Origin of the sequence: Mycobacterium sp. KBS0706, from assembly GCF_005938675.2 — a bacterium.
Classification (GTDB): domain Bacteria; phylum Pseudomonadota; class Alphaproteobacteria; order DSM-16000; family Inquilinaceae; genus Inquilinus.
Genome location: NZ_VCCH02000021.1, coordinates 1 through 26451 on the forward strand (window position 1 = coordinate 1; position 26451 = coordinate 26451).

The 26451-nt window shown below is 68.8% G+C and carries 24 protein-coding genes; 15 read left to right on the forward strand and 9 right to left on the reverse strand.

Annotated features, from left to right (window positions below):
* A partial coding sequence (locus FFK22_RS42940) for a D-alanyl-D-alanine carboxypeptidase (protein ID WP_221938576.1) occupies positions 1 to 226 on the forward strand: 226 nt, incomplete at its 5' end.
* On the opposite strand, the gene FFK22_RS13625 is transcribed toward FFK22_RS42940, so the two are convergent.
* Positions 223 to 1521, reverse strand: a complete 1299-nt coding sequence (locus FFK22_RS13625) for an FAD-binding oxidoreductase (RefSeq protein ID WP_138891069.1) — start codon at positions 1519 to 1521, stop codon at positions 223 to 225. The genes FFK22_RS42940 and FFK22_RS13625 overlap by 4 nt on opposite strands.
* Before the next feature lie 206 nt (positions 1522 to 1727).
* Between FFK22_RS13625 and FFK22_RS13630 the strand changes: the two genes are divergently transcribed.
* Complete coding sequence (locus FFK22_RS13630; protein WP_138891070.1) at positions 1728 to 3512, forward strand: diguanylate cyclase domain-containing protein; 1785 nt, start codon at positions 1728 to 1730, stop codon at positions 3510 to 3512.
* Positions 3513 to 3554: 42 nt separating this feature from the next.
* On the opposite strand, the gene FFK22_RS13635 is transcribed toward FFK22_RS13630, so the two are convergent.
* Positions 3555 to 3809 carry a DUF1272 domain-containing protein gene (locus tag FFK22_RS13635; protein ID WP_138891071.1) on the reverse strand — a complete coding sequence of 85 codons (255 nt, stop codon included), beginning with the start codon at positions 3807 to 3809 and terminating at the stop codon, positions 3555 to 3557.
* 150 nt (positions 3810 to 3959) lie between these two features.
* On the opposite strand from FFK22_RS13635, the gene FFK22_RS13640 reads away from it, so the two are divergent.
* Positions 3960 to 4526 (forward strand): AP2 domain-containing protein, encoded by a 567-nt coding sequence (locus FFK22_RS13640; RefSeq protein WP_186002455.1) that lies wholly within the window; start codon positions 3960 to 3962, stop codon positions 4524 to 4526.
* On the opposite strand, the gene FFK22_RS13645 is transcribed toward FFK22_RS13640, so the two are convergent.
* On the reverse strand, positions 4523 to 5893 hold the full coding sequence (locus tag FFK22_RS13645; RefSeq protein WP_138891073.1) for a glutamine synthetase family protein: 1371 nt from the start codon (positions 5891 to 5893) through the stop codon (positions 4523 to 4525). The two genes, FFK22_RS13640 and FFK22_RS13645, sit on opposite strands and share 4 nt — an antisense overlap.
* Positions 5894 to 6027: 134 nt before the next feature.
* Here FFK22_RS13645 and FFK22_RS13650 point away from each other — a divergent pair, with 134 nt between their 5' ends.
* The 4 genes from FFK22_RS13650 (at position 6028) to cutA (ending at position 10287) form a co-directional block, all read left to right on the forward strand.
* Positions 6028 to 7470: a GAD-like domain-containing protein gene (locus FFK22_RS13650; RefSeq protein ID WP_138891074.1), complete on the forward strand. Its 1443-nt coding sequence runs from the start codon at positions 6028 to 6030 to the stop codon at positions 7468 to 7470.
* 147 nt (positions 7471 to 7617) lie between these two features.
* On the forward strand, positions 7618 to 8949 hold the full coding sequence (locus tag FFK22_RS13655; protein ID WP_221938577.1) for a glutamine synthetase family protein: 1332 nt from the start codon (positions 7618 to 7620) through the stop codon (positions 8947 to 8949).
* A gap of 53 nt (positions 8950 to 9002) precedes the next feature.
* Positions 9003 to 9956, forward strand: coding sequence for an agmatinase (gene speB / locus FFK22_RS13660; RefSeq protein WP_221938578.1), 954 nt, complete (start codon positions 9003 to 9005; stop codon positions 9954 to 9956).
* Positions 9957 to 9969: 13 nt separating this feature from the next.
* A complete protein-coding gene (gene cutA, locus FFK22_RS13665) occupies positions 9970 to 10287 on the forward strand; it encodes a divalent-cation tolerance protein CutA (protein WP_138891077.1) in 318 nt (105 codons plus the stop codon).
* A gap of 10 nt (positions 10288 to 10297) precedes the next feature.
* Here the strand turns inward: cutA and FFK22_RS13670 are convergent, their stop codons facing one another.
* Positions 10298 to 10489 (reverse strand): hypothetical protein, encoded by a 192-nt coding sequence (locus tag FFK22_RS13670; protein WP_138891078.1) that lies wholly within the window; start codon positions 10487 to 10489, stop codon positions 10298 to 10300.
* Between the two features lie 211 nt (positions 10490 to 10700).
* Here FFK22_RS13670 and FFK22_RS13675 point away from each other — a divergent pair, with 211 nt between their 5' ends.
* Together FFK22_RS13675 and FFK22_RS13680 are read left to right on the forward strand one after the other, a co-directional pair.
* Positions 10701 to 11717, forward strand: a complete 1017-nt coding sequence (locus FFK22_RS13675; RefSeq protein WP_221938579.1) for an LLM class flavin-dependent oxidoreductase — start codon at positions 10701 to 10703, stop codon at positions 11715 to 11717.
* Between the two features lie 111 nt (positions 11718 to 11828).
* Positions 11829 to 13082, forward strand: coding sequence for an Hsp70 family protein (locus FFK22_RS13680; protein WP_138891080.1), 1254 nt, complete (start codon positions 11829 to 11831; stop codon positions 13080 to 13082).
* Positions 13083 to 13246: 164 nt separating this feature from the next.
* Here the strand turns inward: FFK22_RS13680 and FFK22_RS13685 are convergent, their stop codons facing one another.
* The 5 genes from FFK22_RS13685 to FFK22_RS13700 all read right to left on the reverse strand — a co-directional run bounded on the left by FFK22_RS13685 (position 13247) and on the right by FFK22_RS13700 (position 19247).
* The gene (locus tag FFK22_RS13685) at positions 13247 to 13825 is read right to left on the reverse strand and encodes a cytochrome b (protein ID WP_138891081.1); all 579 of its coding nucleotides are present in this window, start codon (positions 13823 to 13825) and stop codon (positions 13247 to 13249) included.
* A complete protein-coding gene (locus FFK22_RS13690) occupies positions 13822 to 15948 on the reverse strand; it encodes an efflux RND transporter permease subunit (RefSeq protein ID WP_221938580.1) in 2127 nt (708 codons plus the stop codon). The genes FFK22_RS13685 and FFK22_RS13690 overlap by 4 nt, the downstream gene beginning before the upstream one ends.
* Positions 15933 to 17024 carry an efflux RND transporter permease subunit gene (locus FFK22_RS43830; protein ID WP_221938581.1) on the reverse strand — a complete coding sequence of 364 codons (1092 nt, stop codon included), beginning with the start codon at positions 17022 to 17024 and terminating at the stop codon, positions 15933 to 15935. The genes FFK22_RS13690 and FFK22_RS43830 overlap by 16 nt, the downstream gene beginning before the upstream one ends.
* 2 nt (positions 17025 to 17026) lie before the next feature.
* On the reverse strand, positions 17027 to 18217 hold the full coding sequence (locus tag FFK22_RS13695; RefSeq protein ID WP_138891082.1) for an efflux RND transporter periplasmic adaptor subunit: 1191 nt from the start codon (positions 18215 to 18217) through the stop codon (positions 17027 to 17029).
* Positions 18218 to 18389: 172 nt separating this feature from the next.
* Positions 18390 to 19247: a hypothetical protein gene (locus FFK22_RS13700; protein WP_138891083.1), complete on the reverse strand. Its 858-nt coding sequence runs from the start codon at positions 19245 to 19247 to the stop codon at positions 18390 to 18392.
* 114 nt (positions 19248 to 19361) lie between these two features.
* On the opposite strand from FFK22_RS13700, the gene FFK22_RS13705 reads away from it, so the two are divergent.
* The 6 genes from FFK22_RS13705 to FFK22_RS13730 all read left to right on the forward strand — a co-directional run bounded on the left by FFK22_RS13705 (position 19362) and on the right by FFK22_RS13730 (position 26116).
* Positions 19362 to 20174, forward strand: a complete 813-nt coding sequence (locus FFK22_RS13705) for a phosphodiester glycosidase family protein (protein ID WP_138891084.1) — start codon at positions 19362 to 19364, stop codon at positions 20172 to 20174.
* Between the two features lie 229 nt (positions 20175 to 20403).
* Positions 20404 to 21789, forward strand: coding sequence for an aspartate aminotransferase family protein (locus FFK22_RS13710; protein ID WP_138891085.1), 1386 nt, complete (start codon positions 20404 to 20406; stop codon positions 21787 to 21789).
* A 213-nt stretch (positions 21790 to 22002) separates the two neighbouring features.
* Positions 22003 to 23100 (forward strand): polyamine ABC transporter substrate-binding protein, encoded by a 1098-nt coding sequence (locus tag FFK22_RS13715; RefSeq protein ID WP_138891086.1) that lies wholly within the window; start codon positions 22003 to 22005, stop codon positions 23098 to 23100.
* Between the two features lie 72 nt (positions 23101 to 23172).
* Positions 23173 to 24318 carry an ABC transporter ATP-binding protein gene (locus FFK22_RS13720; protein ID WP_138891087.1) on the forward strand — a complete coding sequence of 382 codons (1146 nt, stop codon included), beginning with the start codon at positions 23173 to 23175 and terminating at the stop codon, positions 24316 to 24318.
* Positions 24315 to 25283, forward strand: a complete 969-nt coding sequence (locus FFK22_RS13725) for an ABC transporter permease subunit (RefSeq protein WP_138891088.1) — start codon at positions 24315 to 24317, stop codon at positions 25281 to 25283. Before FFK22_RS13720 ends, FFK22_RS13725 begins: the two co-directional genes overlap by 4 nt.
* Positions 25280 to 26116, forward strand: coding sequence for an ABC transporter permease subunit (locus tag FFK22_RS13730; RefSeq protein WP_138891089.1), 837 nt, complete (start codon positions 25280 to 25282; stop codon positions 26114 to 26116). Before FFK22_RS13725 ends, FFK22_RS13730 begins: the two co-directional genes overlap by 4 nt.
* Positions 26117 to 26451 lie beyond the last annotated feature (335 nt).

The window sequence follows — 26451 nt, forward strand, 5'->3', positions numbered from 1 at the left end:
GACCGGCACCATGGGCTATGTCCGCGGCCTGGCCGGCTACCTGTCGGCCAACAGCGGCCGGCAGCTCGGCTTCGCCATCTTCGTCGTCGACGAGGCGCAGCGCGCCGCGGCCGATGCCGCGACCGATCCCTATGTCCTCGCCGTGTCGCAGCCGGCCCGGCGCTGGCTCGGCCGGGCGCGGGCGACCGAGCGGGAGCTGCTGCGGCAATGGGCCGCCGCGTATTAAAGCAGGTCGCGCAGCCGGTACCAGGCCATCGCCAGCACCAGCGCCGGCATGCGCAGCAGCCTTCCGCCCGGGAAGGGCTGATGCGGGATCCGGGCGAAGACGTCGAAGCGGTCGGCCTGGCCGCGGATCGCTTCGGCCATCACTCGCCCGGCCATGCCGGTCAGCAGCACGCCGTGGCCGGAGAAGCCCTGGGCGAAGAAGATATGCGGCGCCAGCCGGCCGAAATGGGGCGTGCGGTTCAGGGTGATGCCGACATGGCCGCCCCAGCAGAACTCGATCTTCTTGTCGGCCAGGCCGGGCAGGGTGCGTGCCATGGTCCGCCGCATGGTCTCGGCCAGGCGCCGCGGCTCGTAGCCGGAATAGCTGACACCGCCGCCGAACAGCATCCGGGAGTCGTGGCTCAGCCGGTAGTAGTTCAGCACGAAGTTGATGTCGGCGACCGCGAAGCCGGACGGCACGGTCTGCTGCGCCAGCTCCTCGCCCAGCGGCTCGGTGGCGATGATGTAGGTGCCGACCGGCATGACTCGCGAGCGGATGGTGCGGTCGACCTCGGCCGACAGCGCCGGCAGGTAGGCATTGCCGCAGAGCGCCACGAAATCGGCGGTGATCCGCCCCGTCGGCGTCTCCGCCACCGCGGGGCTGGCCTGGTCCAGCCGGGTGATCGGCGTGTCCTCGAAGATCCGCACGCCGAGCGAGCGCGCGGCTTCGGCCAGGCCGAGCGCGTAGTTCAGCGGATGCAGCTGGCCGCTGCCGCTGTCGAGCAGGCCGCCGACATAGCCGGGGGCATCGACCAGCGCCCGGACCTCGGCCCGCGACAGTATCCGGCCGTGGTGGTAGCCGAGCCCGTCCCATTCGGCGAGATGGGCCTCCAGCTCCTCCATGTGCCGGCGCTTCAGCGCGCCCAGCACATAGCCCCAGCGCAGGTCGCAGTCGATGCCGTACTGCTCGACCCGCTGCCGCAGGATCGTCTTGGCCTCCTCCGACATGTCCCACAGCTTGCGGGCGTCGTCGCGGCCGACCCAGCCGGCGATGGCGCTGATGTCCTTGTTGAAGCCGGTCACCGCCTGGCCGCCGTTGCGGCCGGAGGCACCCCAGCCGACCCGCTGGGCCTCGACCAGCACCACGTCGAGGCCGCGCTCCCTCAGTTCGATCGCGGTGCAGAGGCCGGTATAGCCGCCGCCGACCACCAGCACCTGGCAGCGCAGGTCCCCGTCCAGCGCGGGGAAGCGCAGGTCGCGATTGGCGGTGGCGGCATACCAGGAGCGGACATGGCCCCCCGGGCGGGCTGGTTGCATGACACGATTTTGCTGGCCTCGGATGGCGCCTTCAATAACCTGCGCCGGGCCGGGGCGGCCAGCCGGGCAGACGCCCGGTCCGTCATGTCCTGCCCGCATGACCGCAGCCCAGGGCTGCCCGGACGGCTGTTCGCTTGTCCCGGCCGGATCGAAGGGTAAAAATAGGACCATAAGCCGTGACCCCGGGGTAGCCCTTGCCGGTGCGCATGCAGATACGCGAGGTGGTGGAGGCGACGGTCCTGACCTTCGTCCTGGCGATGCTCGGCATCGCCACGAAGGGGCTGGAACCGCTCGCCCTGTTCTGGCCGGCGAACGGTGCCCTGATCGCCTGGTTCCTGCGCCGTCCCGGCCGTCAGCACCCGCTCTGCTGGGCCGGGGTGGCCGTCGCCTTCGTCGCCGCCGACCTGTACAACCTGCGCAGCATCGATCTCGCGGCGGTGCTGCTGCTGTCCAACCTCGCCGAGATCACCGCCGGGCTGCTCCTGCTGGCGCCGCTGGGGCCGGAGGACAGGGAGCTCGACCATCCCTCCGCGGTGCTGCGCGTGGGGGGCGCCTGCATCGTCTCGGCCCTGGCCGGCGGCGTCGTCTCGGCGCTCGGCTTCGCCCTGCTCGGCGACTCGGCGATCCTGCTGAACATCGGGACCTGGTGGATGTCGGAGATCGCCGCCCTGGCGGCGGTGCTTCCGCTGGCGATGACCCTGCCGTCGCGGCCATGGCCGTCCGGCTGGCTCTCGCGCATGATCCGCCTGGATGCGCCGGAGCTGGCGGGGCCCCTGGCCCTGCTGGTCCTGATGGCGGCGCTGGGCGTGGCCACCGGGGGGATCGGCACCACCGGATACCTGCTGCTGCCCCTGATCTGGTCGGCGATGCGGGCCGGCATCTTCGCCACCACGGTGCTGGCCGCGCTGGCCGGGCTGTGGATCTTCGCCGCCCTCGGCCTCGGCCTCGACCGGCTGCCGTCGCAGACGCTGGCCGAGGATCCGCTGCGGATCCTGTTGTCCGTCCGCCTCTCCGTCGCCCTGATCTCCCTGGCCGCCGTCCTGGTCGCCAGCATCATGGCGACGCGCCGGCGGATCGAGCGGCGGCTGGCCGAAAGCGAGAATCGCCTGGCCCTGGCCTTCGAGGGGACCCATGACGGCATCTGGGACCTGGAGGTGGCGTCCCGCCAGCTCTCCATCCTCGACGCCATCTCGCTCGCGGCCAGGAGCGAGGAGGCGCCGCGCCGGCCGCTCGACGACTGGCTGCGCCGGGTCCATCCGGACGACCGGGAGCAGGCGACGACGGCGCTGGAGGAGCATCTGGCCGGGCGGTCCTCGGGCTGCATCGTCGAATACCGCTGGCCGGGACCGGATGGCGGCTGGATCTGGCTGCTGGCACGGGGGCGGGCGGTCGAGCATGACGCCGAAGGGCGGCCGCTGCGCGTGGTCGGTTCCTTCATGGACGTCTCGGCCCGCAAGGCGCTGGAGCAGAAGATCGAGTACATGGCCAATCACGACGCGCTGACCGGGCTCGCGAACCGGCACGCGCTCGATGCCGCGCTGCGCGACCGGATGGCGGATTATCGCAGCCGGTCGGCGGGCGCGGTGCTCATGGTGGTCGATCTCGACGGCTTCAAGGCGGTGAATGACGGGCATGGTCACCTGGCCGGCGACACCGTGCTGCGCACCCTGTCGCAGCGCCTGACCGAGGTTCTGCCCGCGGGCATGGTGGTGGCGCGGGTCGGCGGCGACGAATTCGCCGTGATCGGCGGCGAGCTGAGAGCCGATGAGATCGAGGCCCTCGCCGGCCGGATCGGGGCGGCCCTGGCCGTTCCGATCGCGGTGGGCACCGGCACCGTATCGGTCGGCGCCAGCATCGGCTGGGCTTTCGTGCCCGGAGATGCCGAGGATGAGCACCGGCTATCCGCCGTGGCCGATGCCCGGCTCTACGCCGCGAAGCAGGAACTGCGGCGCCGCGCCGCGCCGGAGTCGCCGTCGCGCGCCTCGGCCTAGCGACGCCGCGCGCCGATCTGGGCTGGGGGCGTCGGGTTCGACTCAGCCGGCGGCGGCCGGCCGGCACCCCTGCGGCTTGAACACCCGCGTGGTCGAGGCGGGGTGGCGGGCCAACGCCGCCGGCGGCCGGACCGGGCGCGGGGCAAAGCCACCGCCGCAGTTCGGGCAGCGGCCGCCCAGCACCGTCCCGGCGCAGCTCGCGCAGAAGGTGCATTCGAAGCTGCAGATCATTGCCTCCCGCGACTCGGGCGGCAGGTCCTTGTCGCAGCATTCGCAGCTCGGGCGCAGCTCCAGCATTCGCTTCTCCTCGAAGGATTCCGGCCGGGAGTCCCGTCCGGGCGGCGACTGCCGCACCGCCGGAATCATACAAATGGTTAATGCCTCGACAACTGCTGCAAAAGCGGTGCGCGCTGTGTCAGTATCCCTATGGCCAACAAGGAGATCTCGATGCGCGTGAGCCGAATTGACAACCCCGCCAAGCGAATGCTCGGTTGGCTCGTGCGGTATTCGGTTGCCGGCAAGCACACACGCAAATTCTTCTCTGACCTGGCTCATGGCGGCTCCTCGAAGAAGGCGAAGGCCGCCGCCGAGGCCTTCGCGCTGGAGCATCTGGCCGATCATCAGGAGATCCGATCGCTGCGGACGCGGCTGCTGCCGCGCCGGAACACGCCGCACGGGATCCCGGGGGTCGCGCGCTATGTCCGTCCCGGCGGGACGTCCGCTTTCTGGACGGCCTATTGGACTCAGGACGGGGTGCGCCGCCAGAAGAAGTATTCGGTCACCCAGCTCGGCGAGCATGACGCGCGGGAGCTGGCCTTCGCCACCCGTGCGGAGATGACCTCCGGCAATCAGGAGCGTCTGGTCGAGCTGCTCGAGATCTATGTGCACGACCGCAAGGCCAAGCGGCAGCGCCGCGCGGCCGAGCCGGCCGTCGCCCCGCCGCCGGATGCGCCGAAACGGCGGTCCAGGCCGGCAGTGGACGCAGCCGGCCAGGAGCGCCGCAGCCGGGCCTAGACCTTGCTCAGGTACCAGTCGTATTCGAGTTGGCTGATCTGGGAGAAGAACTTGTCGCGCTCGGCCCATTTCAGGGCCAGATAGATGTCGAGGAAGCGGCGGCCGAAATACTCGTTGAAGAAGGCCGAGCCGTCGAGCTGCTCCAGCGCCACGATCCAGGACGAGGTCAGGGTCGGCTCGATCTTGTCATAGGCGTTGCCAGAGATCGGCGGGCCCGGATCGATCTGCCGCCTGATCCCGTGATGCGCCCCGGCCAGCACCGCCGCGACCACCAGATAGGGGTTGCTGTCGGCACCGGCGACGCGGTGCTCGACCCGGCGGTCCTTCGGCTTGCCCGGCGGGATGCGCAGCGACACGCTGCGGTTGTTGGCGGCCCAGGTCGGAGCGTGCGGCACGTATGAGTTCGGTTGGAACCGGCGGAAGGCGTTCTGGTTCTGGGCGAACACCGCCATGCCCTCGGCCATGGTGGCGCCGAGGCCGCCGATGGCGTGGCGCAGCATCGGCGTGCCGTGCGGGTCCTCCGCGGCGAACAGGCTCGCGCCGGCCGCGTCCAGCAGGCTCATATGGATGTGGAAGCCGCTGCCGGCCTGGTCCGGATAGGGCTTGGCCATGAAGGTGGCCTCGACCCCGTGCTTGGCCGCGACCGACTTGACCACGCGCTTGAACAGCACGGCATCGTCGCAGGCCTCCAGCGGGTCGTCGACATGGCGCAGATTGATCTCGTACTGCCCGGGGGCGTATTCCGAGACCAGGCTGTCGACCGGGATGCCCTGCGCCACGCAGGTGTCGTAGATCTCGTGCAGCAGGTCGTTGAAGTCGTACAGCTCGTCGATGCCGTACACCTGGGTGGTGTCCTGCCGCTTGCCGCTGATCGGCGACACCGGCGGCCGCGGCCGCCCGTCCTCGCCGCGCTTGCGGTCGACCAGGTAGAACTCGAGTTCGACCGCCACCACCGGGTGCAGCCCGTCGTCCCGCAGGCGCTGCACGACATTGGCCAGGACGGTGCGCGGATCGGCGAAGAAGGGGGATCCGTCGAGATCCTGCATCGCCAGCAGCACCTGGCCGGTCGGGCGCGACAGCCACGGCACCGGATCGAGCGTGTGGGGGACGGGGAAGCAGTCGCGGTCCGCGTCGCCATCGGCGAAGCCGAGGCCGGTCTCCTCGACCGTTTCGCCGGTGATGTCGGTGGCGAAGAGGGAGCCGGGGAAGGTCAGGCCGTCGCGGAAGATCTTTTCCAGCGCGGTGACGGGGACTTTCTTGCCGCGCAGGACGCCGCACATGTCGCAGACCAGGGCGTCGATGTGGGTGATGTCAGGAAATTGCGCGCGGAAATTCCTTACGATGTCGTTCGGTGTGCGTTCATGCATTTGGTCACGCAATTGTTGCCACGAAGCGCCCATCCTCGCAGCCGGCCTGGAAGTGTCAAGGCGAACCGAGTCGGTTCCCTGGGAGGGAGGGGCAAGCCTTGCGCAGGACTCGGACGGCAGGCCATGCTCGCCCGATGTTTCGCCGCCTCCTTCTCATGTTCCGCCGGATCGCTCTTCGCCGCTTCGTCAGGGCGCATCCGCCCTCGCGGCACGTCGCGTCGGCTTCCGAGGACCTCGTTGCCGCATATCAGGGCAGGCTTCCCGCCAGCTTGCTCGAGTTGTGGCGCAGGAAGGGGCTGGGCCTCTACGGAGATCGCCAGCTCGCCCTGATCGACCCGCGGCAATGGCAGGCCGTGCTCGACCGCTGGATCGTCTCGCCGCCGGACGCCGTGCAGCGCATCCCGATCGCGGTGACTCCGTTCGGCATCCTTCTGTATTACCGGAAGCTGACCGCCACGGACGAGGATGTGGTTGGTTTCGACCCGGTGTCGAAGACCATGGACGTGCTGACCTGGAGCCTCGACGATTTCTTCAACCGGTTCCTGTGCGATCGGAAGCCGCTCGATACCCTAATTCCGCCGAGAATGGCGCAGGTCGCGCGGGAGGAATGCGGACCGTTGGCGCCGGGCGAGGTCTATGAGGCCGACCGGATGCTGCTGACGATGCAGATGCTGAAGCTGGCGAAGGTCGATGCGCTCGAGATGCACAGGCGTCTGCGCGACGCGGTCGATCTGCCCGAGCCGAAAGCCGACAAGCCGAAGACCGTCGCCGAAGCGCTGCCGGCCACGCATCGCGCCATGTTCACGGACATCGTGCCGGGCGGTGGCCTCTGCGGGCTCTATCTCTCGTCCTATATCGACTGGCACCGCCTGTTGGCGCTCCAGCCGGACGGCCAATACCACCTGCTGTTCTGGCGCATCCATCACCAGACGTTCGAGCGGATCGAGGTGCGGTCCTACACCGGCTCTTACGAGATCTCGCACGGTGCCGGGGGCGACGAGGTCGTCGTGCTCGGCATCGCCTTGCGAAGGGATTCGACCGGCAGCGACGCCAATGACAGCAAGTTGGTCGTGATGCGCTCGGGCGGCGTGACCTTGCTGCTGCGTGCCGAGGAGCTGGAGGATGTTGCAACCGCGATCGGCGGGCGGGACGTGATGGGGCGAAGCGAATATTATTTCCAACGCGTGTCGTTGGACGACGCTTTCACGGCGGAGCCGAGCGACGGTCGCGCAGCGCCCCCGTTCGAAGACCTGCCGCGTGCGCTGCAGGCGCTGATCCATGTCGAGCCGCTGGTCGCCACGATCATCCATATCGACGACCCCGTCCTGGCCGACGAGGAGGATGGCCGAGGAACAGTCATGTGCACGCTCGACCTCGGCGAGAACGACGGTCTGCGCCACAATATGCCGCTCTATTCGCCCCACGATACCGGCCGTGGCCTTATCGGCTGGGTCTGGGGGATGGCTCCCAAAGCGTGCAAGGTCGGCGTCCGTTACCGGCGCGGCCAAAACGGCACGATCGCGCATGGCCCTGCAATCGGAGACATGCTCACCACCCGCGCGCCGGGCAAACGGTAGAACCCTTTATCCCCTCGTCGACGGGTGCGAACCTGGGACGGACGGCTGATCCCCCTTCCCAACCCCCCGGGGGGCTCGGCTATGGTGACCCGGCTGAAACGAGAAGCGGGGTCCGCCTAAAGGGGCTGACCGGATTTTATGCAAAAGATGGTGGACTTCATTCACGACCATGGCGTGACCGAAGTCGAGTGCCTGGTCCCGGACATCAACGGGATCGCCCGGGGCAAGATCCTGCCCGACGACAAGTTCATCAAGGGCCTGAAGACCCGCGGGATGCGGATCCCGGAATCGATCTTCATGCAGACGGTGACCGGGGATTACCCCGACGACGACGTCACCAACGCTGCCGACATCGACATCTACATGGTGCCGGACCGCGAGACGATCCGCATCGTGCCCTGGTACGAGGAGCCGACGGCGCAGGTGATCTGCGACGCGGAATATGTCGACGGCAGCCCCTGCGAGCTGTCCTGCCGTCATGTGCTGCGGCGGGTGCTGAAGCTGTACGAGGCGAAGGGCTGGAAGCCGCTGGTGGCGCCCGAGCTCGAATTCTACCTGGTCAAGAAGAACATCGACCCCGACTACCCGCTGGAGCCGCCGGTCGGCCGGTCCGGCCGGCCGGAGACCGGGCGCCAGTCCTACGGCATCGACGCGGTCAACGAATTCGACCCGATCTTCGAGGAGATCTATGATCATTGCGAGGCGATGGGCCTCGACGTCGACACCCTGGCGCATGAGGCCGGGGCGGCGCAGATCGAGATCAACTTCAACCATGGCGACCCGCTCGAACTCGCCGACCAGGTGCTGATCTTCAAGCGCACGGTGCGCGAGACGGCGATGCGCCACGACGTCTACGCCACCTTCATGGCCAAGCCGCTGCAGAACGAGCCCGGCAGCGCCATGCATCTGCACCAGAGCGTCAACGACGCCAAGACCGGCCGGAACCTGTTCGCCACCGAGGACGGCGAGAACAGCGACCTGTTCCTGTCCTACATCGCCGGCCTGCAGAAATTCGTGCCGGCGGCGATGCCGCTGTTCGCGCCGAACGTGAACTCCTACCGCCGACTCGACCCCGAGAGCGACGCGCCCATCAATGTCCATTGGGGCATGGACAACCGCACCGTCGGCTTCCGCGTGCCGATCGACGAGCCGCAGGCCAAGCGGGTCGAGAACCGGGTCGCCGGCGCCGACTGCAACCCCTATCTGATGTTCGCGGCCTCGCTGGCCTGCGGCTATCTCGGCATCGTCAACGAGATGCAGCCGTCGAACCCGGTCGAGGGCTCGGCCAAGCGCCTGGCCTTCACCCTGCCGCGCCACCTCTATGACAGCCTCAACAAGTTCTCCGCCTCGCGGCCGTTGCGCGAGGTGCTGGGCGAGAAGCTGGTCGACGCGGTGTGGTGGGTGAAGAACAAGGAGTACGACGCCTATCACCGCGTCATCAGCTCCTGGGAACGCGAGAACCTGCTGCTGAACGTCTGAGCCGGATCGCCCGCTCCGTGGGGGCGGGCGGGGATGATCGGGAGGTGGCCTTGGTGGGCAAGTTCGAGCCGGTGGATTCCGGCCAGGTGCCGCGCTTCGCCGGCATCCCGACCTTCATGCGCCTGCCGGTGACGACGCCCGCCGAGGTCGACATCGCCCTGGTCGGCGTGCCGTTCGACGGCGGCGTTACCAACCGCGCCGGGGCGCGGCACGGCCCGCGCGAGCTGCGCAACCAGTCCAGCCTGATGCGCCGCGTGCACCACGCCACCGGCGTCTCGCCCTACGACCTGGTGCGGGTCGGCGATTGCGGCGACGCGCCGGTCGACCCGATCAGCCTGGCCAAGTCGCTGGAGTCGATCGAGGCCTTCTACGCGGGTCTGCGCCGGGCTGGCGCGGTGCCGGTCTCGGCCGGCGGCGACCATCTGGTGTCGCTGCCGATCCTGCGCGGCATCGCTGCTGGCGCCCCGGTCGGGCTGATCCAGTTCGACGCCCATTCCGACACGTATGACAGCTTCTTCGGCAATCCCTACAACCACGGCACGCCGTTCCGCCGGGCGATCGAGGAGGGGCTGGTCGACCCGAAGCGGATGGTCCAGATCGGGCTCCGCGGCTCGATCTCCGATGCCGGCAACTACGATTTCGCCAAGGCCTGCGGCATCCGCATGATCTTCATCGAGGAGTTCGACCGCCGCGGCCCCGACCATGTGATGGACGAGGCGCTGGAGATCCTCGGCGCCGGGCCTGCCTATGCGACTTTCGACATCGACGCCCTCGACCCCTCGATGGCGCCGGGCACCGGCACGCCGGAGATCGGCGGCATCACCACACGCGAGGCCCAGCGGATGGTGCGGCGCCTGGCCGGGCTGGACCTGATCGGGGCCGATCTGGTCGAGGTGGCGCCGCCCTTCGACCCGTCGGGCCTGACCGCCGTGACCGGGGCGACCCTGATGTTCGAGCTGCTCTGCGCGGTCGCCCCGGGTGTGGCGGCGCGCCGCGCAACCGCCTGACGCGGAGGAGGCCATGGCCATCGTCTTCGCCTATGTCACCGTCCCCTCGGAGGCCGATGCCGCCCGCATCGGCCGGGCCCTGGTCGAGGAGCGGCTGGCCGCCGGCGTCAACATCCTGCCCGGCATGCGGTCGATCTACCGCTGGCAGGGCAGGGTGGAGGAGGCGGCGGAGGCGGTGCTGATCGCCAAGACCCGCGCCGACCGCTTCACCGCCTTGTCCGCCCGGGTGCGCGAGCTGCACCCCTATGAGCTGCCCTGCATCACGGCGCTGCGGGTCGAGGCCGGCGACGCCGCGTATCTCGACTGGATCCGGCACGAGAGCGCGGCTTAGGCCGGTCGGATCAGGGCCGGCCGGTGCGAGGCTGCAGCCAGGCCAGGATCCGGGCCGGCCGGTCGCCGGCGCAGCGGAAGTCGCGCGCCGCGGCCGTCCGAGCCGCGAAGGCGGCGGCCTGTTCCGGCGATTGCCGCTGCTCGGGCGGCAGCGCCATCCAGTCGCGGATGATCGCGCGGCGAGGGGCATGTTCGGACTTCATCTCTGTCGCTCCTCCGGTTCCAATGCGGCGGCTGTCCTAGCCGGAGGGCGCGTAAAGATGGAATTCGGGACTCTCCGCCGACCCGAGTCTCGCGGCTGTCCATGGCCGTCCGGCGTCTGCGGCGGATGACCGCCATGCGGCCGGCGCAGCCGTGCCGGATCGCCTCGCGCCTTGAACCAAGGCCGCGTCTGCCAAAGTTCAGGATATGACATTGCCCCTCTCGGTCCTCGACCTCGCGCCGATCGCCTCCGGCTCCCAGCCCGGCCAGGCCGTCCGCAACTCGCTCGATCTCGCCCGGCTGACCGATCGGCTGGGCTTCACCCGCTACTGGGTGGCCGAGCACCACTCGATCCCCGGCGTCGCCTCGACCGCGCCGGAGGTGCTGATCGGCCATGTGGCCCAGGTGACCGAGCGCATCCGCGTCGGCTCCGGCGGAGTGATGCTGCCCAACCACGCGCCACTGCGGGTGGTCGAGGCCTTCAAGATGCTGGAATCGCTGCATCCGGGCCGGATCGACCTCGGCCTCGGCCGGGCTCCGGGCTCGGACCAGCTGACGGCGCTGGCGATGCGCCGGTCGCAGGAGGCCGTCGTCGCCAACGATTTCCCCGAGCAATATGCCGAGCTGCGCGCCTTCGCCGACGGCACCTTCCCGGCGGACCATGCTTTCCGCAATGTCCATGCGGTACCGGACGACGTGCCGCTGCCGCCGGTCTGGATGCTGGGCTCCAGCGAGTTCGGCGCCCGCTTCGCCGCCCGGATCGGGTGCGGCTTCGCCTTCGCCCATCATTTCAGCCCGCAATACACGATGCCGGCGATGCATCTGTACCGCGCCAACTTCCAGCCCTCGCCGGCGATGCGGGCCCCGCACTCGATCCTGACCGTCTCGGTCTATTGCGCCGAGGATGCGGCGGAGGCGGAGCGGCTGGCGGCGCCGCACCAGCTGTCCTGGGTGCGCCTGCGCACCAACCGCCCGGGCCTGCTGCCGAGCCCGGAGGAGGCGCTGTCCTACCCCTACACGGCGGAGGAAAAGCGCGTGGCCGAGAATTCGCGCCGCAACCAGATCGTCGGCACGCCGGAGACGGTGAAGGCCGAGATCGAGCGGCTGGCGGGCGAGACCGCAGCCAGCGAGGTGATGATCACCAGCATGATCCACGACCACGCCGCCCGGCTGCGCAGCTATGAGCTGGTGGCGAAGGCGTTCGGGCTGCCGGGGGCTGCGGCGGCGTGACCCGGCCGCGGCCTCTTCCCCTCGCTCCCCACATGCGCTAAAAGCGCCGCCCTTTCACAGCCCCGTCCGACCGGATCCGGGGCCTTTCGGCGTTGTGCGGCGGAGGCGGAGATGGCGGTCTGCGGCCTGGATTTCGGCACCTCGAACTCGACCCTCGGCATCGTCGATACGCAGGGCGCGCGGCTGCTGCCGCTCGAGGATGCGGCGACTGCGCTGCCCAGCGCCATCTGGTTCGACCTGGTCGGCGGCGCGCCGCGCTTCGGGCGTTCGGCCATCGACTCCTATGTCGAGAGCCTGGACGGCCGCCTGATGCGTTCGATCAAGTCGGTGCTCGGCACGCCGTTGATCGAGGAGGACACCTGGGTCGGGCGCGAGCGCATCGGCTTCAAGCAGGTGATCGCGATCTTCCTGGCCGAGATGAAGGCGCGCGCCGAGGCCGCCTGTGGCCATGCCCTGGAGCGGGTGGTGCACGGCCGGCCGGTGCATTTCGTCGATGACGACCCCGCCGGCGACCGTGCCGCCCAGGACACGCTGCAGGGCATCGCGCGCGAGGCCGGCTTCTCCGAGGTGTCGTTCGAATACGAACCGATCGCCGCCGCCCGCACCTACGAGGCAGGGCTGGACCGGGAGGAGGTGGCGCTGATCGTCGACATCGGCGGCGGCACCTCCGACATCTCGATCGTCCGGCTGGGGCCGCAGCGCCGGGCGCTGCCGGAGCGGGCGGCCGACATCCTGGCGAATGACGGCATCCGGCTGGGCGGCACCGATGTCGACCGGCTGTTCAGCCTGGCCACGGTGATGCCGGCGCTGGGCTTGGGCACGAAGATGAAGCGCCAGGGCGCGGTGGCGCCCAGCCGCTACTTCCACATGCTGGCAACCTGGAGCCGGATCAACGCCCTCTATGCCCCCAAGGTGGTGGCGGAGGTCCGCGACGTGCGCCGCGAATCGCGCGCTCCGGAGAAGTTCGACCGGCTGCTGCGGGTGCTGGAGGGCAATCTCGGCCACAGCCTGGCGCTGCGGGTCGAGGCGGCGAAGATCGCGCTCGGCAGCCAGGATCCGACCGTGATCGACCTGCGCCTGGTCGAGCCCAAGCTCGGGCTGCGGGCTGGCCGGGCGGTGCTGGATGCGGCGATCGGCGACGCCGTCGGCCGGCTGTCGGCACTGATCCGGCGCTGCATCCAGGCGGCCGGCCTCACCCCGGACCGGCTGGACGCCGTGTTCCTGACCGGCGGCTCGGCCCTGCTGCCGGCCTTCCGCGCAGCGGCGCTGGCCGAGGCGCCGGCCGCCCGGGTGGTGGAGGGGGACAGCTTCGGCGCCGTCGGGGTCGGCCTCGCCATCGAGGCGCAGCGTCGTTACGGATCCTGAGAACAACAGCCTGAAACATTGAGCCGTCATGGCGAGCCCAAAAGGGGCGTGGCCATCCAGGGCGGCTCGCACTGGCCGCTGGACGGCCACGGCGCTCCGCGCCTCGCCATGACGGAAAAAGGGTCGAAGACTAAATATCAAAGGCCGCGGTGTGAGCGCCTAAGTCATGGCCCGGTCTGCTCGGGCAGCATGCGGTCCAACGTACCGTCGCGGCGGATGGCAACATGCCAGACCGAAGCGGCGACGTGTAGCCCGACGAGGCCGTAGAGCGCCCAGTGTCCCACCGCGTGCACGTTGGCGCCGATCCACCAGATCGCCTCGGTTGCCGGGGTCAGCAGCGGCACCTCGAACAGGCCGAAATACGGGATGGTGCGGCCGCGGCCGGCCGACATGAGATAGCCGCTGATCGGCATCGCCAGCAGGACGAGGTACAGCAGCCAGTGGCTCGCCGTGGCGGCCATCGCCTCCCACGCCGCCCATCGGGCCGCGGGCGACGGTGGATGGATCGCCCGCCACACCAGCCGCACGGCGGTCAGGGCCAGGATCGTCAGCCCGACCGATTTGTGCAGCATGACGATGGTGGCGCGCGAGGCGTCACCGTTCGGCAGGCTCTCCATCACCCAGGCCAGCACCAGCACGGCCAGCATCAGCGCCGCCGAGATCCAGTGCAGCCATTGCGCCGTGGCACTGTAACGGCCGGTGGCAGCCCGGGGCGTGGCGGTGGTCATCACCTCCGTGCTCATTCGGCACGCTCCTGCAGCGACGGGGACGGGGCGGCGGGTCGGCCGAGGCGTCCGGCCACGTGCTCCAGCCCGCGGCAGGCGACGTAGAAGGCGGGGGTGAAGATCAGGCCGAAGGTGGTGACGCCGATCATGCCGAAGAACACCACCACGCCCAGCGATTGGCGCATCTCCGCCCCGGCGCCGGTGGCCAGCACCAGCGGCACCACGCCCAGGATGAAGGCCAGTGAGGTCATCACGATCGGCCGCAGCCGCACCCGCGCCGCCTCGATCGCGGCTGCCGCGCGGTCGGCACCCGCCGCCTCGGCCTGGCGCGCGAACTCGACGATCAGGATCGCGTTCTTGGCGGCCAGGCCGATCAGCACCACGAAGCCGATCTGCGCCAGGATGTTGACGTCCATCGCCGAGGCCAGCAGGCCGGTCAGCGCCGCCAGCAGGCACATCGGCACGATCAGCACCACCGACAGGGGCAGGGTCCAGCTCTCGTACAGCGCCGCCAGCAGCAGGAAGACGAACACCGCCGAGGCCGCGAAGACCGGGAGCGCGCTGGTGCCGGCCAGCCGCTCCTGCAGCGCCACCTCGGTCCATTCGAAGCCGTAGCCCTCGGGCAGGGCCTCCGCGGCGATCCGCTCCATCCGGTCCAGCGCGGTGCCGGTCGACACGCCGGCCGCGGCGGCGCCCTGGACCTCGGCCGCCGGGTACAGGTTGTAGCGCGGGATGCGGTAGGCGCCGGCCCGCTCCTCGAAGGTCGCGACCGAGCCCAGCGGCACCATGGCGCCGGCGTCGCTGCGGGTCTTCAGCCCCTCCAGCGCCGCCGGGTCCTGGCGGAACCGGGCGTCGGCCTGCGCCCGGACCTGGAAGGTGCGGCCCAGCAGGTTGAAGTCGTTGACATAGGCCGAGCCGAGATAGATCTCGAGCGTCTCGAACACCCGGGATGCGGGCACGCCCAGCATCTCCGCCTTCACCCGGTCGATGTCGGCGTACAGCTTCGGCGTCGCCGTGTTGAACGGGCTGAACACATTGGCGAATTCGGGCAACTGGCCGGCTGCGATGACGACCTGGCGCACCGCCGCCTCCAGCTCCTCCGGCGTGCCGCCGGCGAGGTCCTCGACCATCAGCTTGAAGCCGCCGGTGTTGCCCATGCCGCGGACCGAGGGCGGCTTGATCGGCACCACCCGCGCCTCCGGCACGTCGGCCAGGCGCGCGGTCAGGTCGGCGATGATCCGGTCGACGGTCTGGCCGCGTGCCGCCCGCGCCTCATAGGGATCGAGGATGGCGAAGACCACGCCGCTGTTCGACGCGTTGGTGAAGGTGGCGCCGTCCAGCCCGGCGATCGCGACCGTGTGGGCCACGCCCGGGGTCGCGTCCAGCCGGTCGGAGACGGCCTTCATCGCCGAATCGGTGCGGGCCAGGGCCGCGCCGGGCGGCAGCTGCACCGCGGTCAGGAAATAGCCCTGGTCCATCACCGGGATGAAGCCGGTCGGCGCCTGGCTGAACTGCCAGCCGGTCAGGCCCAGCAGCCCGCCATAGGCGACCAGCACCAGCGGGCCGACTCGCAGCAGCCGCCGGGTCAGCCCGCCATAGCCCAGTGAGATCCGGTCGAAGCCGGCATTGAAGCCGTGCGCGCCGGCGACCAGGCCACGCAGCAGGAGATTGCGGGGCCGGGTCGGGTGCTCGCCATGCGGCCGCAGCAGCAGGGCGCACAGCGCCGGGCTCAACGTCAGCGACACGAAGGCTGAGATCGCGGTGGCCGCGGCGATGGTCACGGCGAACTGGCGGAAGAATCGGCCGGAGATGCCGGACATCATCGCCGCCGGCACGAACACCGCGCACAGCACCAGGGCGATGGCGATCAGCGCGCCGCTGATCTCCTCCATCGATCTGTGCGCCGCCTCCCGCGGCGACAGGCCGGCGCGCAAATGCCGTTCCACGTTCTCGACCACCACGATGGCGTCGTCGACGACGATGCCGATGGCCAGCACCAGCCCGAGCAGCGACAGGTTGTTCAGCGAATAGCCGAGGCCGGCCATCACGGCGAAGGTGCCGATCAGCGAGATCGGGATCGCCAGGATCGGGATGATCGCCGCCCGCGAGCTGTGCAGGAACAGGATCACCACCAGCACCACCAGCGCGATCGCTTCCAGGATCGCCGTGCTTCCAGGATCGCCGTGTAGACCTCGCCGACCGACTCGGCGATGAACCGGGTCGGGTTGAACGGGATGGCGTAGTCCACGCCGGCCGGCAGGCTGCGGCCCAGCTGCGCCATCGCCGCGACCACGCGGTCGGCCGTCTCCAGCGCGTTCGAGCCGGGCTGCTGGAACACCTGGATCGGCTGCGAGACGCGGCCGTCGAACAGCGCGCCGCCGCGGAAGCTCTGCGCCGTCAGCTCGACCCGGGCGACATCGCGGATCCGGGTGACGCGGCCGTCGGTGTCGGTCTTGACGATGATGTCCTCGAACTCCGCCGGATCGGACAGGCGCCCCAGCGTCTCGACATTCAGCTCGAAGGCGCCGTCGGACGACACCGGCGGCTCGTTCACCACGCCGGCGGCGACCTGCACGTTCTGGGCCCGCAGCGCCGCCAGCACCTCGCCGGCCGTCAGGTTGCGGGCGGCGACCGCGTCCGGGTCCAGCCAGACCTGGATGGCGTAGTCGCGGGCGGTGGGCATGCGGACGTCGCCGACGCCGCTCACCCGCAGCAGCGCGTCGCGGATCCGCAGCGTCGCGTAGTTCGAGAGGTAAAGCGGCGAGCGCGAGCCGTCCGGCGAAAACAGCTGCACCACCATCAAAATGTCCGGCGACGATTTGCGCACCGTGACGCCGAGGCGGCGGACCTCCTCCGGCAGCCGCGGCTCGGCCACCGCCACCCGGTTCTGCACCAGCACCTGCGCCTCGTCGAGGTCGGTGCCGAGCGCGAAGGTGACGGTGATGGCGAGTTGGCCGTCGCCGGTGGCCTGCGAGGCCATGTAGAGCATGTTCTCGACGCCGTTGATCTCCTGCTCGATCGGCACGGCGACGGTGCTGCTCATCACCTCGGCCGAGGCGCCGGGATACTGGGCGCGGACGACGACGGTGGGCGGCGTGATCTCCGGATACTGCGCCAGCGGCAAGGTGAGATAACCGGCGATGCCGATCAGGACGATCAGCACCGACAGCACCGTCGCCAGGATCGGCCGCTCGATGCAGAGATGGGGCAGGTGCACGATCAGTTGACCATCGCCGTGGCGGCCGGCGCGATCTCGCCGGCCTGCGGCACCACCTTCTGCCCGGCGCGGCCGCGCAGCAGGCCGTTGATCACCACCCGGTCCTCGGCCTTGAGCCCGCTCTCGACCACACGCAGGCCGCCTGGCAGGCGGGCGCCCAGCCGCACCGGCGTGGCGCGCAGCGTGTCGTCCTCGGCCACGGTCAGGACGATGCGGCTGGCCTGGTCGGTCAGCAGCGCCGTCTCCGGCACCAGCAGCGCATCGCGCTCGCCGGACGATGCCAGCCGCAGCCGGCCGAACTGGCCGGGGGTGATGAACAGGTCCGCATTGGCCAGCACGGCGCGCGCGCGGATGGTGCCGGCGCCGCTCTCAAGCCGGTTGTCGACGAAGCTCATCGTGCCCTGGTAGGGCCAGCCCTCGTCATCCTGCAGCCGCGCCTCGATCGGCACGCCGCGGTCCCGGATCGATCGCAGGTCGCCCGACTTCACCGCCCGCTCATAGGCGACGAAGTCGCGCTCGCTCATGTCGAAGACGAAGTAGATCGGGTCGAGCGCGACGACGGTGGTCAGCAGCGTGCCGGTGTCCGACACCAGGCTGCCGGCATCGACCCGCCGGTTCGACACGCGGCCGCTGATCGGCGCCTTGATCTCGGTGAAATCCAGGTCCAGCTGCGCCCGGGTCAGCCCGGCCTGGGCCAGCTCGAAGGCGGCGTCGGCACCCTGTTTCTGCTGCCGGCGCTGGTCCAGCGTGGAGCGCGACACGGCGGAGGTGCCGGCCAGCTGCTCGGCCCGCCGCAGCTCCAGGTCGGAGAGGTCGCGCTGCGCCCGGGCGCTGGACAGCTGGGCCTGGGCCTCGGCGACCGCGGCCTGGTAGGGGCGGGGATCGATGGTGAACAGGGTCTGGCCGGCCTGCACGATCTGGCCGTCCTCGAAGCCGATCGACTGCAGGTAGCCCGAGACCCGGGCGCGGATCTCCACGCTCGCGGTCGGCTCGAAGCGGCCGGCATATTCCCTCTGGTCGACCACCCGCCGCAGCAGCGGCGGCGACACGATCACGCTGGGGGCCGGCCGCGCGGCCGCCTGGGCCGTCGTCGCCGCGGTGCTCCGCGACGCCTGCCATCCCAGCACGGCCAGCCCGCCGACCAGGGCCAGCGCCACAACTCCCGCCAACGTCCGAATCACCGGGCGTCCCATGCCTCGAGCTCCCTATGGCCTGGAGCGCAGAGTGCGGGCCGGTTGTCTCAGAACTGTGTCGCGACGGATCGGGGATTGTCGCGAATTGTCTCAGCGTTGCTGCATTGCACAATTCGATACGAAAGGGGCCGGATGACGGTTCATCCGGCCCGCCGAGACGCTCAGCCGTGGCTCAGTTGCAGAAGTTCGGCTGGTACTGATAGACCCACTGGGTCTTGGTGGTCGGGTTGGTCGACACCCAGCCGGTCATGCCGCGGATGGTGTCGAACATCAGCTTCGAGCGCTGGTCGACCTTGTCGGTGAAGTCGCCGTCCTTGTCCTCGACCTTGAACGACACCTCGGCGCTGGCGACGGTCGACGACCCGTTGGCGTACCAAAGGGTCAGGTCGAACTCGGCGTCCTGCTGGCCCAGGTCGCTCTCCGGCCCGTCATAGGTGCGCTCGGTGATCGACAGGTTGCCGACGATCGCCAGCGTCTCCTGGCTCGGCAGGTTCAGGTTCTCGGTCGGCGGAAACAGGTCGACCACGTCGTCGAGGATGTTCAGGTTCTTGGTCGCCGACAGCGGCTCGGTGGTCGAGTGCGAGTAGACCCATTTGAATGGCGGGGTGATGTCCGCCTCCAGCTTGGTCTCGGCGTCGTCGTGGCTGCCGCCGACATCGGTGTTGGCCGCGGTCGACTGGCTGTCGGAGCGGAACTTCAGGTTGATCTCGCGATCGGTGCCCTCGACCCGCTCGCGGAAGCTGTAGCCGAGATTGTTCAGCCGGCAGGTGCCCGGCGAATCGTAGTAGCGGACGGTGCGGACCTTATCGACGGCGAAGCTGCCGTCGACGGTGCGGTCGAAGCCGGCGGCGGTCAGCCTGGTCCGCAGCTGGGACAGGAAGCTGTTGGCGGTGGCGACCGGCTGCGCCTGGAACTTTGCCGGATCGAGCAGGACCTTGTATTCCTTGCCCGTCAGCGGGTCGGCGGCCTGCGCGGTCCCCGCGCCGGCCACCACGAGGCCGATCAGCCCGAGGCGAAGCCATGTCATCATTTGGTGCGAATCCCCCGGCATGAATGATGCGAATGCGCGGCAGGCTAGGCGGTCTGTATGAAGCTGATATGTCACCGACCCCATGATCGACGTCACATGGCGAGACTTTTCTCCATGCTCGCGCTGCTGCTGACCGCCGCCTGCGGCGCGGCCGTGAGCACGCCCAAGCCTGCTGAAGTCGCCCTGCCGGCGCCGCCGGCAGCCGAGGCAGCTCCGGCGCCGGAAGCCTCGGCCGCGGCCCAGCCGTGCCGGCCGGTGTCCTTCGAGGCGGTTGACTACACGATCTGCGAGATCGACCTGCGCCGCTATCGGCTCGGCCTGTTCTGGCAGGACCGCGACGGTCGGCCCTATGGCTCGCTCTACGCCTTCAAGCGGGCGATGGCAGCGGCGGGCGATCCGCCGCTGGTGGCGATGAATGCCGGCATGTACCACCCGGACCTGTCGCCGGTCGGCCTCTTCGTCTCCGGCGGGCGGCAGCTGAATCCGGCCAATGAGGCGGATGGCGACGGCAACTTCTTCATGAAGCCGAACGGCATCTTCTACACCGACGGCGAGCGCGCCGGGATCCTGGAGACCGGGGCCTATCTGCGCCAGGCCCCGGCCGCCGGCATCGCCACCCAGTCCGGCCCGCTGCTGGTGATCGACGGCGCCTTGCACCCGCTGTTCAGCGACGACGGCCCGTCGCGCAAGACCCGCAACGGCATCGGCCTGCGCGACGACCACACCGTGGTCTTCGCCATCTCGCGCGACGGGGTCAGCTTCGGCAGCTTCGCCCGGCTGTTCCGCGACGCGCTGGGCTGCCGCAACGCGCTCTATCTCGACGGCTCGGTCTCGGCCCTGTCGGCGCCGGACGGGCTGTCGGTCGGCTGGGGCATCCGGGTCGGTCCGATCCTGGCCGTATTCGACCGCAGCGCGCCGGTCAGCTAGCCGGGCCCGAGTCGCTCGGCTAGTGACGCCGCGTGCCGGTGGCGATATGCTTCAAGGCACCATGACACGGCCAAGGCCCCATCGCAGTCGCCAATCGCGCAAGCAGGAGCTGATGCTGCTGTGCGCCCGGATCGGCTATAACCCGCCGCGCGCCTGACTTTGCTATGGGGCCGCGGGGAGGCGGCCCGGTTTCCGCATTTTTTCGTCCGGATTCACGCGAGGTCGCGTCATGAACAGCTTTGCCGCCAGCCGCACCACCGCCGAGTGGAAGGCGCTGGACACCGCCCATCACCTGCATCCGTTCACCGACTACAAGTCGCTCGCCAGCGAAGGCGGCAGCCGCGTCATCACCCGCGCCGAGGGCGTCTGGCTTTGGGATTCCGAAGGCCGCCAGATGATCGACGGCATGGCCGGGCTGTGGTGCGTCAATGTCGGCTACGGCCGCAAGGAGCTGGCCGACGTCGCCCATGAGCAGATGCTCGAACTGCCGTTCTACAACACCTTCTTCAAGACCACGACGCCGGCCGCGACCGAGCTGTCGGCCAAGCTGGCCGAGATCACGCCCGCGGGCCTCAGCCGCGTCTTCTACGCCAACAGCGGGTCGGAGGCGAACGACACCATCGTCCGCATGGTCCGGCACTATTGGGACCTGAAGGGCAAGCACCGCAAGAAGGCGATCATCGGCCGGCAATACGGCTATCACGGCTCGACCATGGCCGCCGTGTCGCTGTGCGGCATGGGGGCGATGCACCGCCAGGCCGACCTGCCGTTCCCCGGCTTCCACCACGTCATGGCGCCCTACTGGTACGACAATGGCGGCGACCTGGAGCCCGAGGCCTTCGGCAAGCTCGCCGCCAAGGCGGTCGAGGACCGGATCAAGGAGCTGGGCGCCGACAGCGTCGCCGCGGTGATCGCCGAGCCGATCCAGGGCGCGGGCGGCGTCATCATCCCGCCGGCCAGCTACTTCCCCGAGCTGCAGCGCATCTGCCGCGAGCATGACGTGCTGCTGATCGCCGACGAGGTGATCTGCGGCTTCGGCCGCACCGGCGAATGGTTCGGCTCCGACCTGTTCGGCATCCAGCCGGACCTGATGACCCTGGCCAAGGGCATCACCTCGGGCTACTTGCCGCTCTCCGCCGTCATGGTCGGCGACCGGGTGGCGGAGACGCTGATCGAGGAGGGCGGCGAGTTCTATCACGGCTTCACCTATTCCGGTCACCCGGTGGCCTGCGCCGTGGCGCTGGCCAACATCCGGATCCTGGAGCGGGAAGGGCTGGTCGACCGCACCCGGACCGATATCGGCCCGTATTTCCAGGACCGGCTGCGCGAGGCCTTCGCCGACCATCCGATCGTCGGCGAGGTCCGCGGCGTCGGCCTGATCGCGGCGATCGAGCTGGTCCAGGACAAGGCCACCCGCCGGCGCTTCCCGAACTATGGATCGGTCGGCACCCAGTGCCGCAACCACTGCTTCGCCAACGACCTGGTGATGCGTGGGGTGCGCGACGCCATGGTGCTGTCGCCGCCGCTGGTGATCTCGCGCGACGAGGTCGACGAGCTGGTCCGCCGGGCCAAGCTCGCGATCGACGCCACGGCGCGGGACGTCGGCAAGATGTGAAGGGCAGGGCGGTCGTGATACGGCCGCCCTTCTTCGTTGAGGACAGGGTTGCAAATGTCACGGACGCAGGGCACAGGGAGGACGGTTCGAGCCCGTTTTGTGCACCGCGCCATCGCCGCGATTGACAGTTTTCCCAGCGGCGAGTTGCATTGAATCAGAAGGGGGAGCCGGCTCGACGGGTTCTCGAACAGATCACAGACAGGGAATGGTTACATGAAGCGTCTCGTGCAAAGCCTTCTCGCGACCGCCGCGCTGTGCGCCGTGGCAGCGCCGGCTCTGGCCCAGGAGAAGGTCGTCAACATCTACAACTGGTCGGACTATATCGGCGAGACCACGCTGGCCGACTTCACCAAGGCCACCGGCATCAAGACCGTCTACGACACCTATGACGGCAACGAGGCGCTGGAAGCCAAGCTGCTGACCGGCAATTCCGGCTACGACGTCGTCGTCCCGACGGCGCAGCCCTTCCTGTCGCGCCAGATCAAGGCCAAGGTCTATCTCGAGCTCGACAAGTCCAAGATCCCGAACTGGAAGAACCTCGACCCGGCGCTGATGAAGCTGGTCGAGAGCGCCGATCCGGGCAACAAGCACGCCATCATCTACCAGTGGGGCACGGTCGGCGTCGGCTACAATGTCGACCAGGTGAAGAAACGGCTGGGCGACACGCCGCCGGACAGCATCGCCATGGTCCTGGACCCGGAGAACGCCAAGAAGCTGGCCGATTGCGGCATCACCATGCTGGACAGCCCGACCGACGTGATCCCCTCGGTCCTGAACTATCTCGGTCTCGATCCCAACAGCCAGAAGCCTGAGGATCTGAAGAAGGCCGAAGACGCCCTGATGAAGGTCCGCCCCTATCTGAAGTACCTGCACTCGTCGCAGTACATCAACGACCTGGCGGGCGGCAATGTCTGCGTCTCCCTCGGCTGGTCGGGCGACGTCAACATCGCCAAGACCCGGGCCGATGAGGCGAAGAACGGCGTCACCATCGACTATTTCATCCCCAAGGAAGGGGCGCAGATCTGGTTCGACATGGCGGCGATCCCGAAGGACGCGCCGCATGTCGACAATGCCTACGCCTACATCAACTTCCTGCTCGAGCCGAAGGTGATGGCCGGGATCGACGATTTCGTCGGCTACGGCAACGCGGTGCTCGGCGCGAAGGAACTGATGAATCCCGACATCGCCAACGACCCGCGCATCTTCCCGCCGGAGGACGTGATGAAGCGGCTGTTCGCGATCACCGAGGCGTCGTCCAGCTACGAACGCCTGCGGACGCGGACCTGGACCCGGTTCCGCACCGGCCAGTAGACAGCGCGGCCGCCGCATCCAGCACCGGATGCGGCGGCCGTTCCACTTGAGGGACAGGGTCCGGAGACGGGGATGGGGCAAGCCAAGCCGAAGCAGCAGACGGCGCCGCAGCCATGGCGCAATCCGGACGAGAAGCCATATGTCCGGATCGAGAAGGTGACCAAGAAGTTCGGCGACTTCACCGCCGTCGACGATGTCAGCCTGTCGATCTATCGCGGCGAGTTCTTCGCCCTGCTGGGCGGGTCGGGCTGTGGCAAGACCACGCTCCTGCGGATGATGGCGGGGTTCGAGCGGCCGACCGAAGGCAAGATCTTCATCGACGGCGTCGACATGACCGCCGTGCCGCCCTATGAGCGGCCGGTCAACATGATGTTCCAGTCCTACGCGCTGTTCCCGCATATGACGGTGGAGCAGAACGTGGCCTTCGGACTGCGCCAGGACCGGGTGCCGGCGGCCGAGATCAAGACCCGCGTCGCCGAGGTGCTGGACCTGGTCCAGCTCGGCCGCTTCTCCAAGCGCAAGCCGCACCAGCTCTCGGGCGGCCAGCGCCAGCGCGTCGCCCTGGCGCGCAGCCTGGTCAAGCGGCCGAAGATCCTGCTGCTGGACGAGCCGCTCGGCGCCCTCGACAAGAAGCTGCGCGAGCAGACCCAGTTCGAGCTGGTGAACATCCAGGAGAAGGTCGGCATCACCTTCGTGGTCGTGACCCACGACCAGGAGGAGGCGATGACGATGTCCAGCCGCATCGCGGTGATGAACTCCGGCTACATCTCGCAGCTCGGCACCCCGGCCGAGATCTACGAATACCCGCAATCGAAGTTCGTCGCCGATTTCATCGGCTCGGTGAACCTGTTCGAGGGGCGGGTGGCCGAGGACCATCCGGAGCATGTCATCATCGACAGCCCGGAGGCGGGCTGCCAGCTCTATATCAGCCACGGCCTGCCGGTGCCGGTCGGGACCCAGGTCTGGGTCGCGGTGCGGCCGGAGAAGATCGCGATCTCGAAGCAGCCCGGTGAGGGCGACACCAACTGCACTGTCGGCGTGGTCAAAGAGATCGCCTATCTCGGCAACCTGTCGATCTATCTGATCGCGCTGCCGAACGGGAAGACGGTGCGGGTGACGGCGCCCAATGTCTCGCGCCTGACCGAGATGCCGATCACCTGGGAGGACGAGGTCTGGCTGTCCTGGCAGCCCTTCGCCGGCGTGGTGCTGACGCAATGACCGCGGTGACGGCGAGCGAAGCGGCAGAAGGCTCGGGCCCGCGGGTCGCGGCGGGCCCCTCGATCCTGCGGCGGCTGGGCGGGCGGCTCGGCCGCAGCCTGGTCATCGCCATCCCCTATGTCTGGCTGTTCCTGTTCTTCCTGATCCCCTTCGTCATCGTCCTGAAGATCGCCTTCGCCGACAAGGTGATCGGGCAGCCGCCCTACACGCCGCTGTGGGACTGGATCGACGAGGCCCATCTCGGCATCTCGCTCAGCGTCGGCAATTTCCAGTTCCTGCTCGACGATCCGCTCTATGTCAGCGCCTATTTCAGCTCGGTGAAGATCGCCGCGATCTCGACGGTGCTCAGCCTGCTCGTCGGCTATCCGATGGCCTATGCCATCGCCCGGTCGAGCCAGCAGTGGCGGGTGCCGCTGCTGATGCTGGTGATCCTGCCGTTCTGGACCTCGTTCCTGATCCGGGTCTATGCCTGGATCGGCATCCTCCAGCAACAGGGCCTGCTGAACAACCTGCTGATCTGGCTGGGCATCATCGACCAGCCGCTGGAGATCCTCCACACCGACACCGCCGTCTATATCGGCATCGTCTATTCCTACCTGCCCTTCATGATCCTGCCGCTCTATGCGACCTTGGAGAAGCTCGACGTCTCGCTGCTCGAGGCGGCGGAGGATCTGGGCTGCCGGCCGTGGAAGGCGTTCCTGCTGATCACCCTGCCGCTGTCGCTGCCCGGCATCATCGCCGGATCGCTGCTGGTGTTCATCCCGGCGGTCGGCGAATACGTCATCCCCGAGCTGCTCGGCGGCATCGACACGCTGATGATCGGCAAGGTGCTGTCGAACGAGTTCTTCCAGAACACCGACTGGCCGGTCGCCTCCGCGGTCGCGATCGTGCTGCTGCTGGTGCTGGTGATCCCGATCATGGTCTTCCAGTACGTCCAGGCCAAGCAGCAGGAGGCGGAGCGATGAGGCGGCCCTGGTTCCTGTTCACGTCCCTGGTGTTCGGCTACGCCTTCCTCTACGTGCCGATCATCCTCCTGATGATCTACTCCTTCAACGAGAGCCGTCTGGTCACGATCTGGGGCGGCTTCTCGACCAAATGGTACGGCACGCTGCTGGAGAACCAGCAGATGCTGGACGCTGCGCGGCGGTCGCTCGAGATCGCCGCCATCGCCGCCACGGTGGCCTGCGTGTTCGGCACCGTGGCCGGGATGGTGCTGGCCCGCTTCGGGCGGTTCCGCGGCCGCACCCTGTTCTCCGGCATGGTCACGGCGCCGCTGGTGATGCCCGAGGTGATCACCGGCCTGTCGCTGCTGCTGCTGTTCGTGGCGATGGAGGGGCTGTTCGGTTTTCCCCAGGGCCGCGGCATGGTGACGATCACCATCGCCCACATCACCTTCTGCCTGGCTTATGTCGCGGTGATCGTGCAGTCGCGGCTGGTCAGCCTCGACGAATCGATCGAGGAGGCGGCGATGGATCTCGGCGCCCGGCCGCTGACGGTGTTCTTCTGGATCACCCTGCCGATCATCTCGCCCGCGGTGATCGCCGGCTGGCTCCTGTCCTTCACCCTGTCGCTGGACACGCTGGTGATCACCAGCTTCGTCTCCGGCCCCGGCTCGACCACCCTGCCGGTCTACATCTTCTCCAAGGTGAAGCTCGGGGTGACGCCGGAGATCAACGCGCTGGCCACCATCATCGTGGTGATCGTCACCACGGGCGTGGTGATCGCCGGCGGGCTCCTGGTGCGGCACGAGAAGAAGCGGCGGCGGGACGAGCAGCTGGCGTTCGCCGCAGGAACGTAAGGCGGACGGGGTCGAAACGGCGTTTTCTGCCGATTTTTGCCGGCACCGCGCAGGACTCTGAGTCATGCGTGGCGCGCAGGTGACCCTCGGCGTTTGCCCCTGGAGCAAAAACCGGGCCCGATCGACTATATCTACTGCACCAGAGAACAAAAGATGAGTTTCTCATGTCGTTTCTGTCGATCTTTGGAACCATTCGTCTGGCGCCGTTCGGCCGCCGTTTGACGAAGGGGGAAAAGTCGATCTCCCAGCGCCGCATTTGATTGCCGCGCTGTCGTCATAGGTCCTTCGGGACGATCGGTTTCTCGGGCCTGGCCGGTTGGTCGGGCCCGTTCCAT

Bases quoted from the DNA above. Each gene is read 5' to 3' on its own strand.
- FFK22_RS13630 (WP_138891070.1), top strand. From the start codon at position 1,728: ATGCAGATACGCGAGGTGGTGGAGGCGACGGTCCTGACCTTCGTCCTG.
- FFK22_RS13715 (WP_138891086.1), top strand. From the start codon at position 22,003: ATGAAGCGTCTCGTGCAAAGCCTTCTCGCGACCGCCGCGCTGTGCGCC.
- FFK22_RS13685 (WP_138891081.1), bottom strand. From the start codon at position 13,825: ATGAGCACGGAGGTGATGACCACCGCCACGCCCCGGGCTGCCACCGGC.
- FFK22_RS13640 (WP_186002455.1), top strand. From the start codon at position 3,960: ATGCGCGTGAGCCGAATTGACAACCCCGCCAAGCGAATGCTCGGTTGG.
- FFK22_RS13625 (WP_138891069.1), bottom strand. From the start codon at position 1,521: ATGCAACCAGCCCGCCCGGGGGGCCATGTCCGCTCCTGGTATGCCGCC.
- FFK22_RS13730 (WP_138891089.1), top strand. From the start codon at position 25,280: ATGAGGCGGCCCTGGTTCCTGTTCACGTCCCTGGTGTTCGGCTACGCC.
- FFK22_RS13695 (WP_138891082.1), bottom strand. From the start codon at position 18,217: ATGGGACGCCCGGTGATTCGGACGTTGGCGGGAGTTGTGGCGCTGGCC.
- FFK22_RS13635 (WP_138891071.1), bottom strand. From the start codon at position 3,809: ATGCTGGAGCTGCGCCCGAGCTGCGAATGCTGCGACAAGGACCTGCCG.
- cutA (WP_138891077.1), top strand. From the start codon at position 9,970: ATGGCCATCGTCTTCGCCTATGTCACCGTCCCCTCGGAGGCCGATGCC.
- FFK22_RS13680 (WP_138891080.1), top strand. From the start codon at position 11,829: ATGGCGGTCTGCGGCCTGGATTTCGGCACCTCGAACTCGACCCTCGGC.
- FFK22_RS13710 (WP_138891085.1), top strand. From the start codon at position 20,404: ATGAACAGCTTTGCCGCCAGCCGCACCACCGCCGAGTGGAAGGCGCTG.
- FFK22_RS13650 (WP_138891074.1), top strand. From the start codon at position 6,028: ATGTTTCGCCGCCTCCTTCTCATGTTCCGCCGGATCGCTCTTCGCCGC.
- FFK22_RS13705 (WP_138891084.1), top strand. From the start codon at position 19,362: ATGCTCGCGCTGCTGCTGACCGCCGCCTGCGGCGCGGCCGTGAGCACG.
- FFK22_RS13725 (WP_138891088.1), top strand. From the start codon at position 24,315: ATGACCGCGGTGACGGCGAGCGAAGCGGCAGAAGGCTCGGGCCCGCGG.
- FFK22_RS13700 (WP_138891083.1), bottom strand. From the start codon at position 19,247: ATGATGACATGGCTTCGCCTCGGGCTGATCGGCCTCGTGGTGGCCGGC.
- FFK22_RS13670 (WP_138891078.1), bottom strand. From the start codon at position 10,489: ATGAAGTCCGAACATGCCCCTCGCCGCGCGATCATCCGCGACTGGATG.
- FFK22_RS13655 (WP_221938577.1), top strand. From the start codon at position 7,618: ATGGTGGACTTCATTCACGACCATGGCGTGACCGAAGTCGAGTGCCTG.
- FFK22_RS13720 (WP_138891087.1), top strand. From the start codon at position 23,173: ATGGGGCAAGCCAAGCCGAAGCAGCAGACGGCGCCGCAGCCATGGCGC.
- FFK22_RS13645 (WP_138891073.1), bottom strand. From the start codon at position 5,893: ATGCATGAACGCACACCGAACGACATCGTAAGGAATTTCCGCGCGCAA.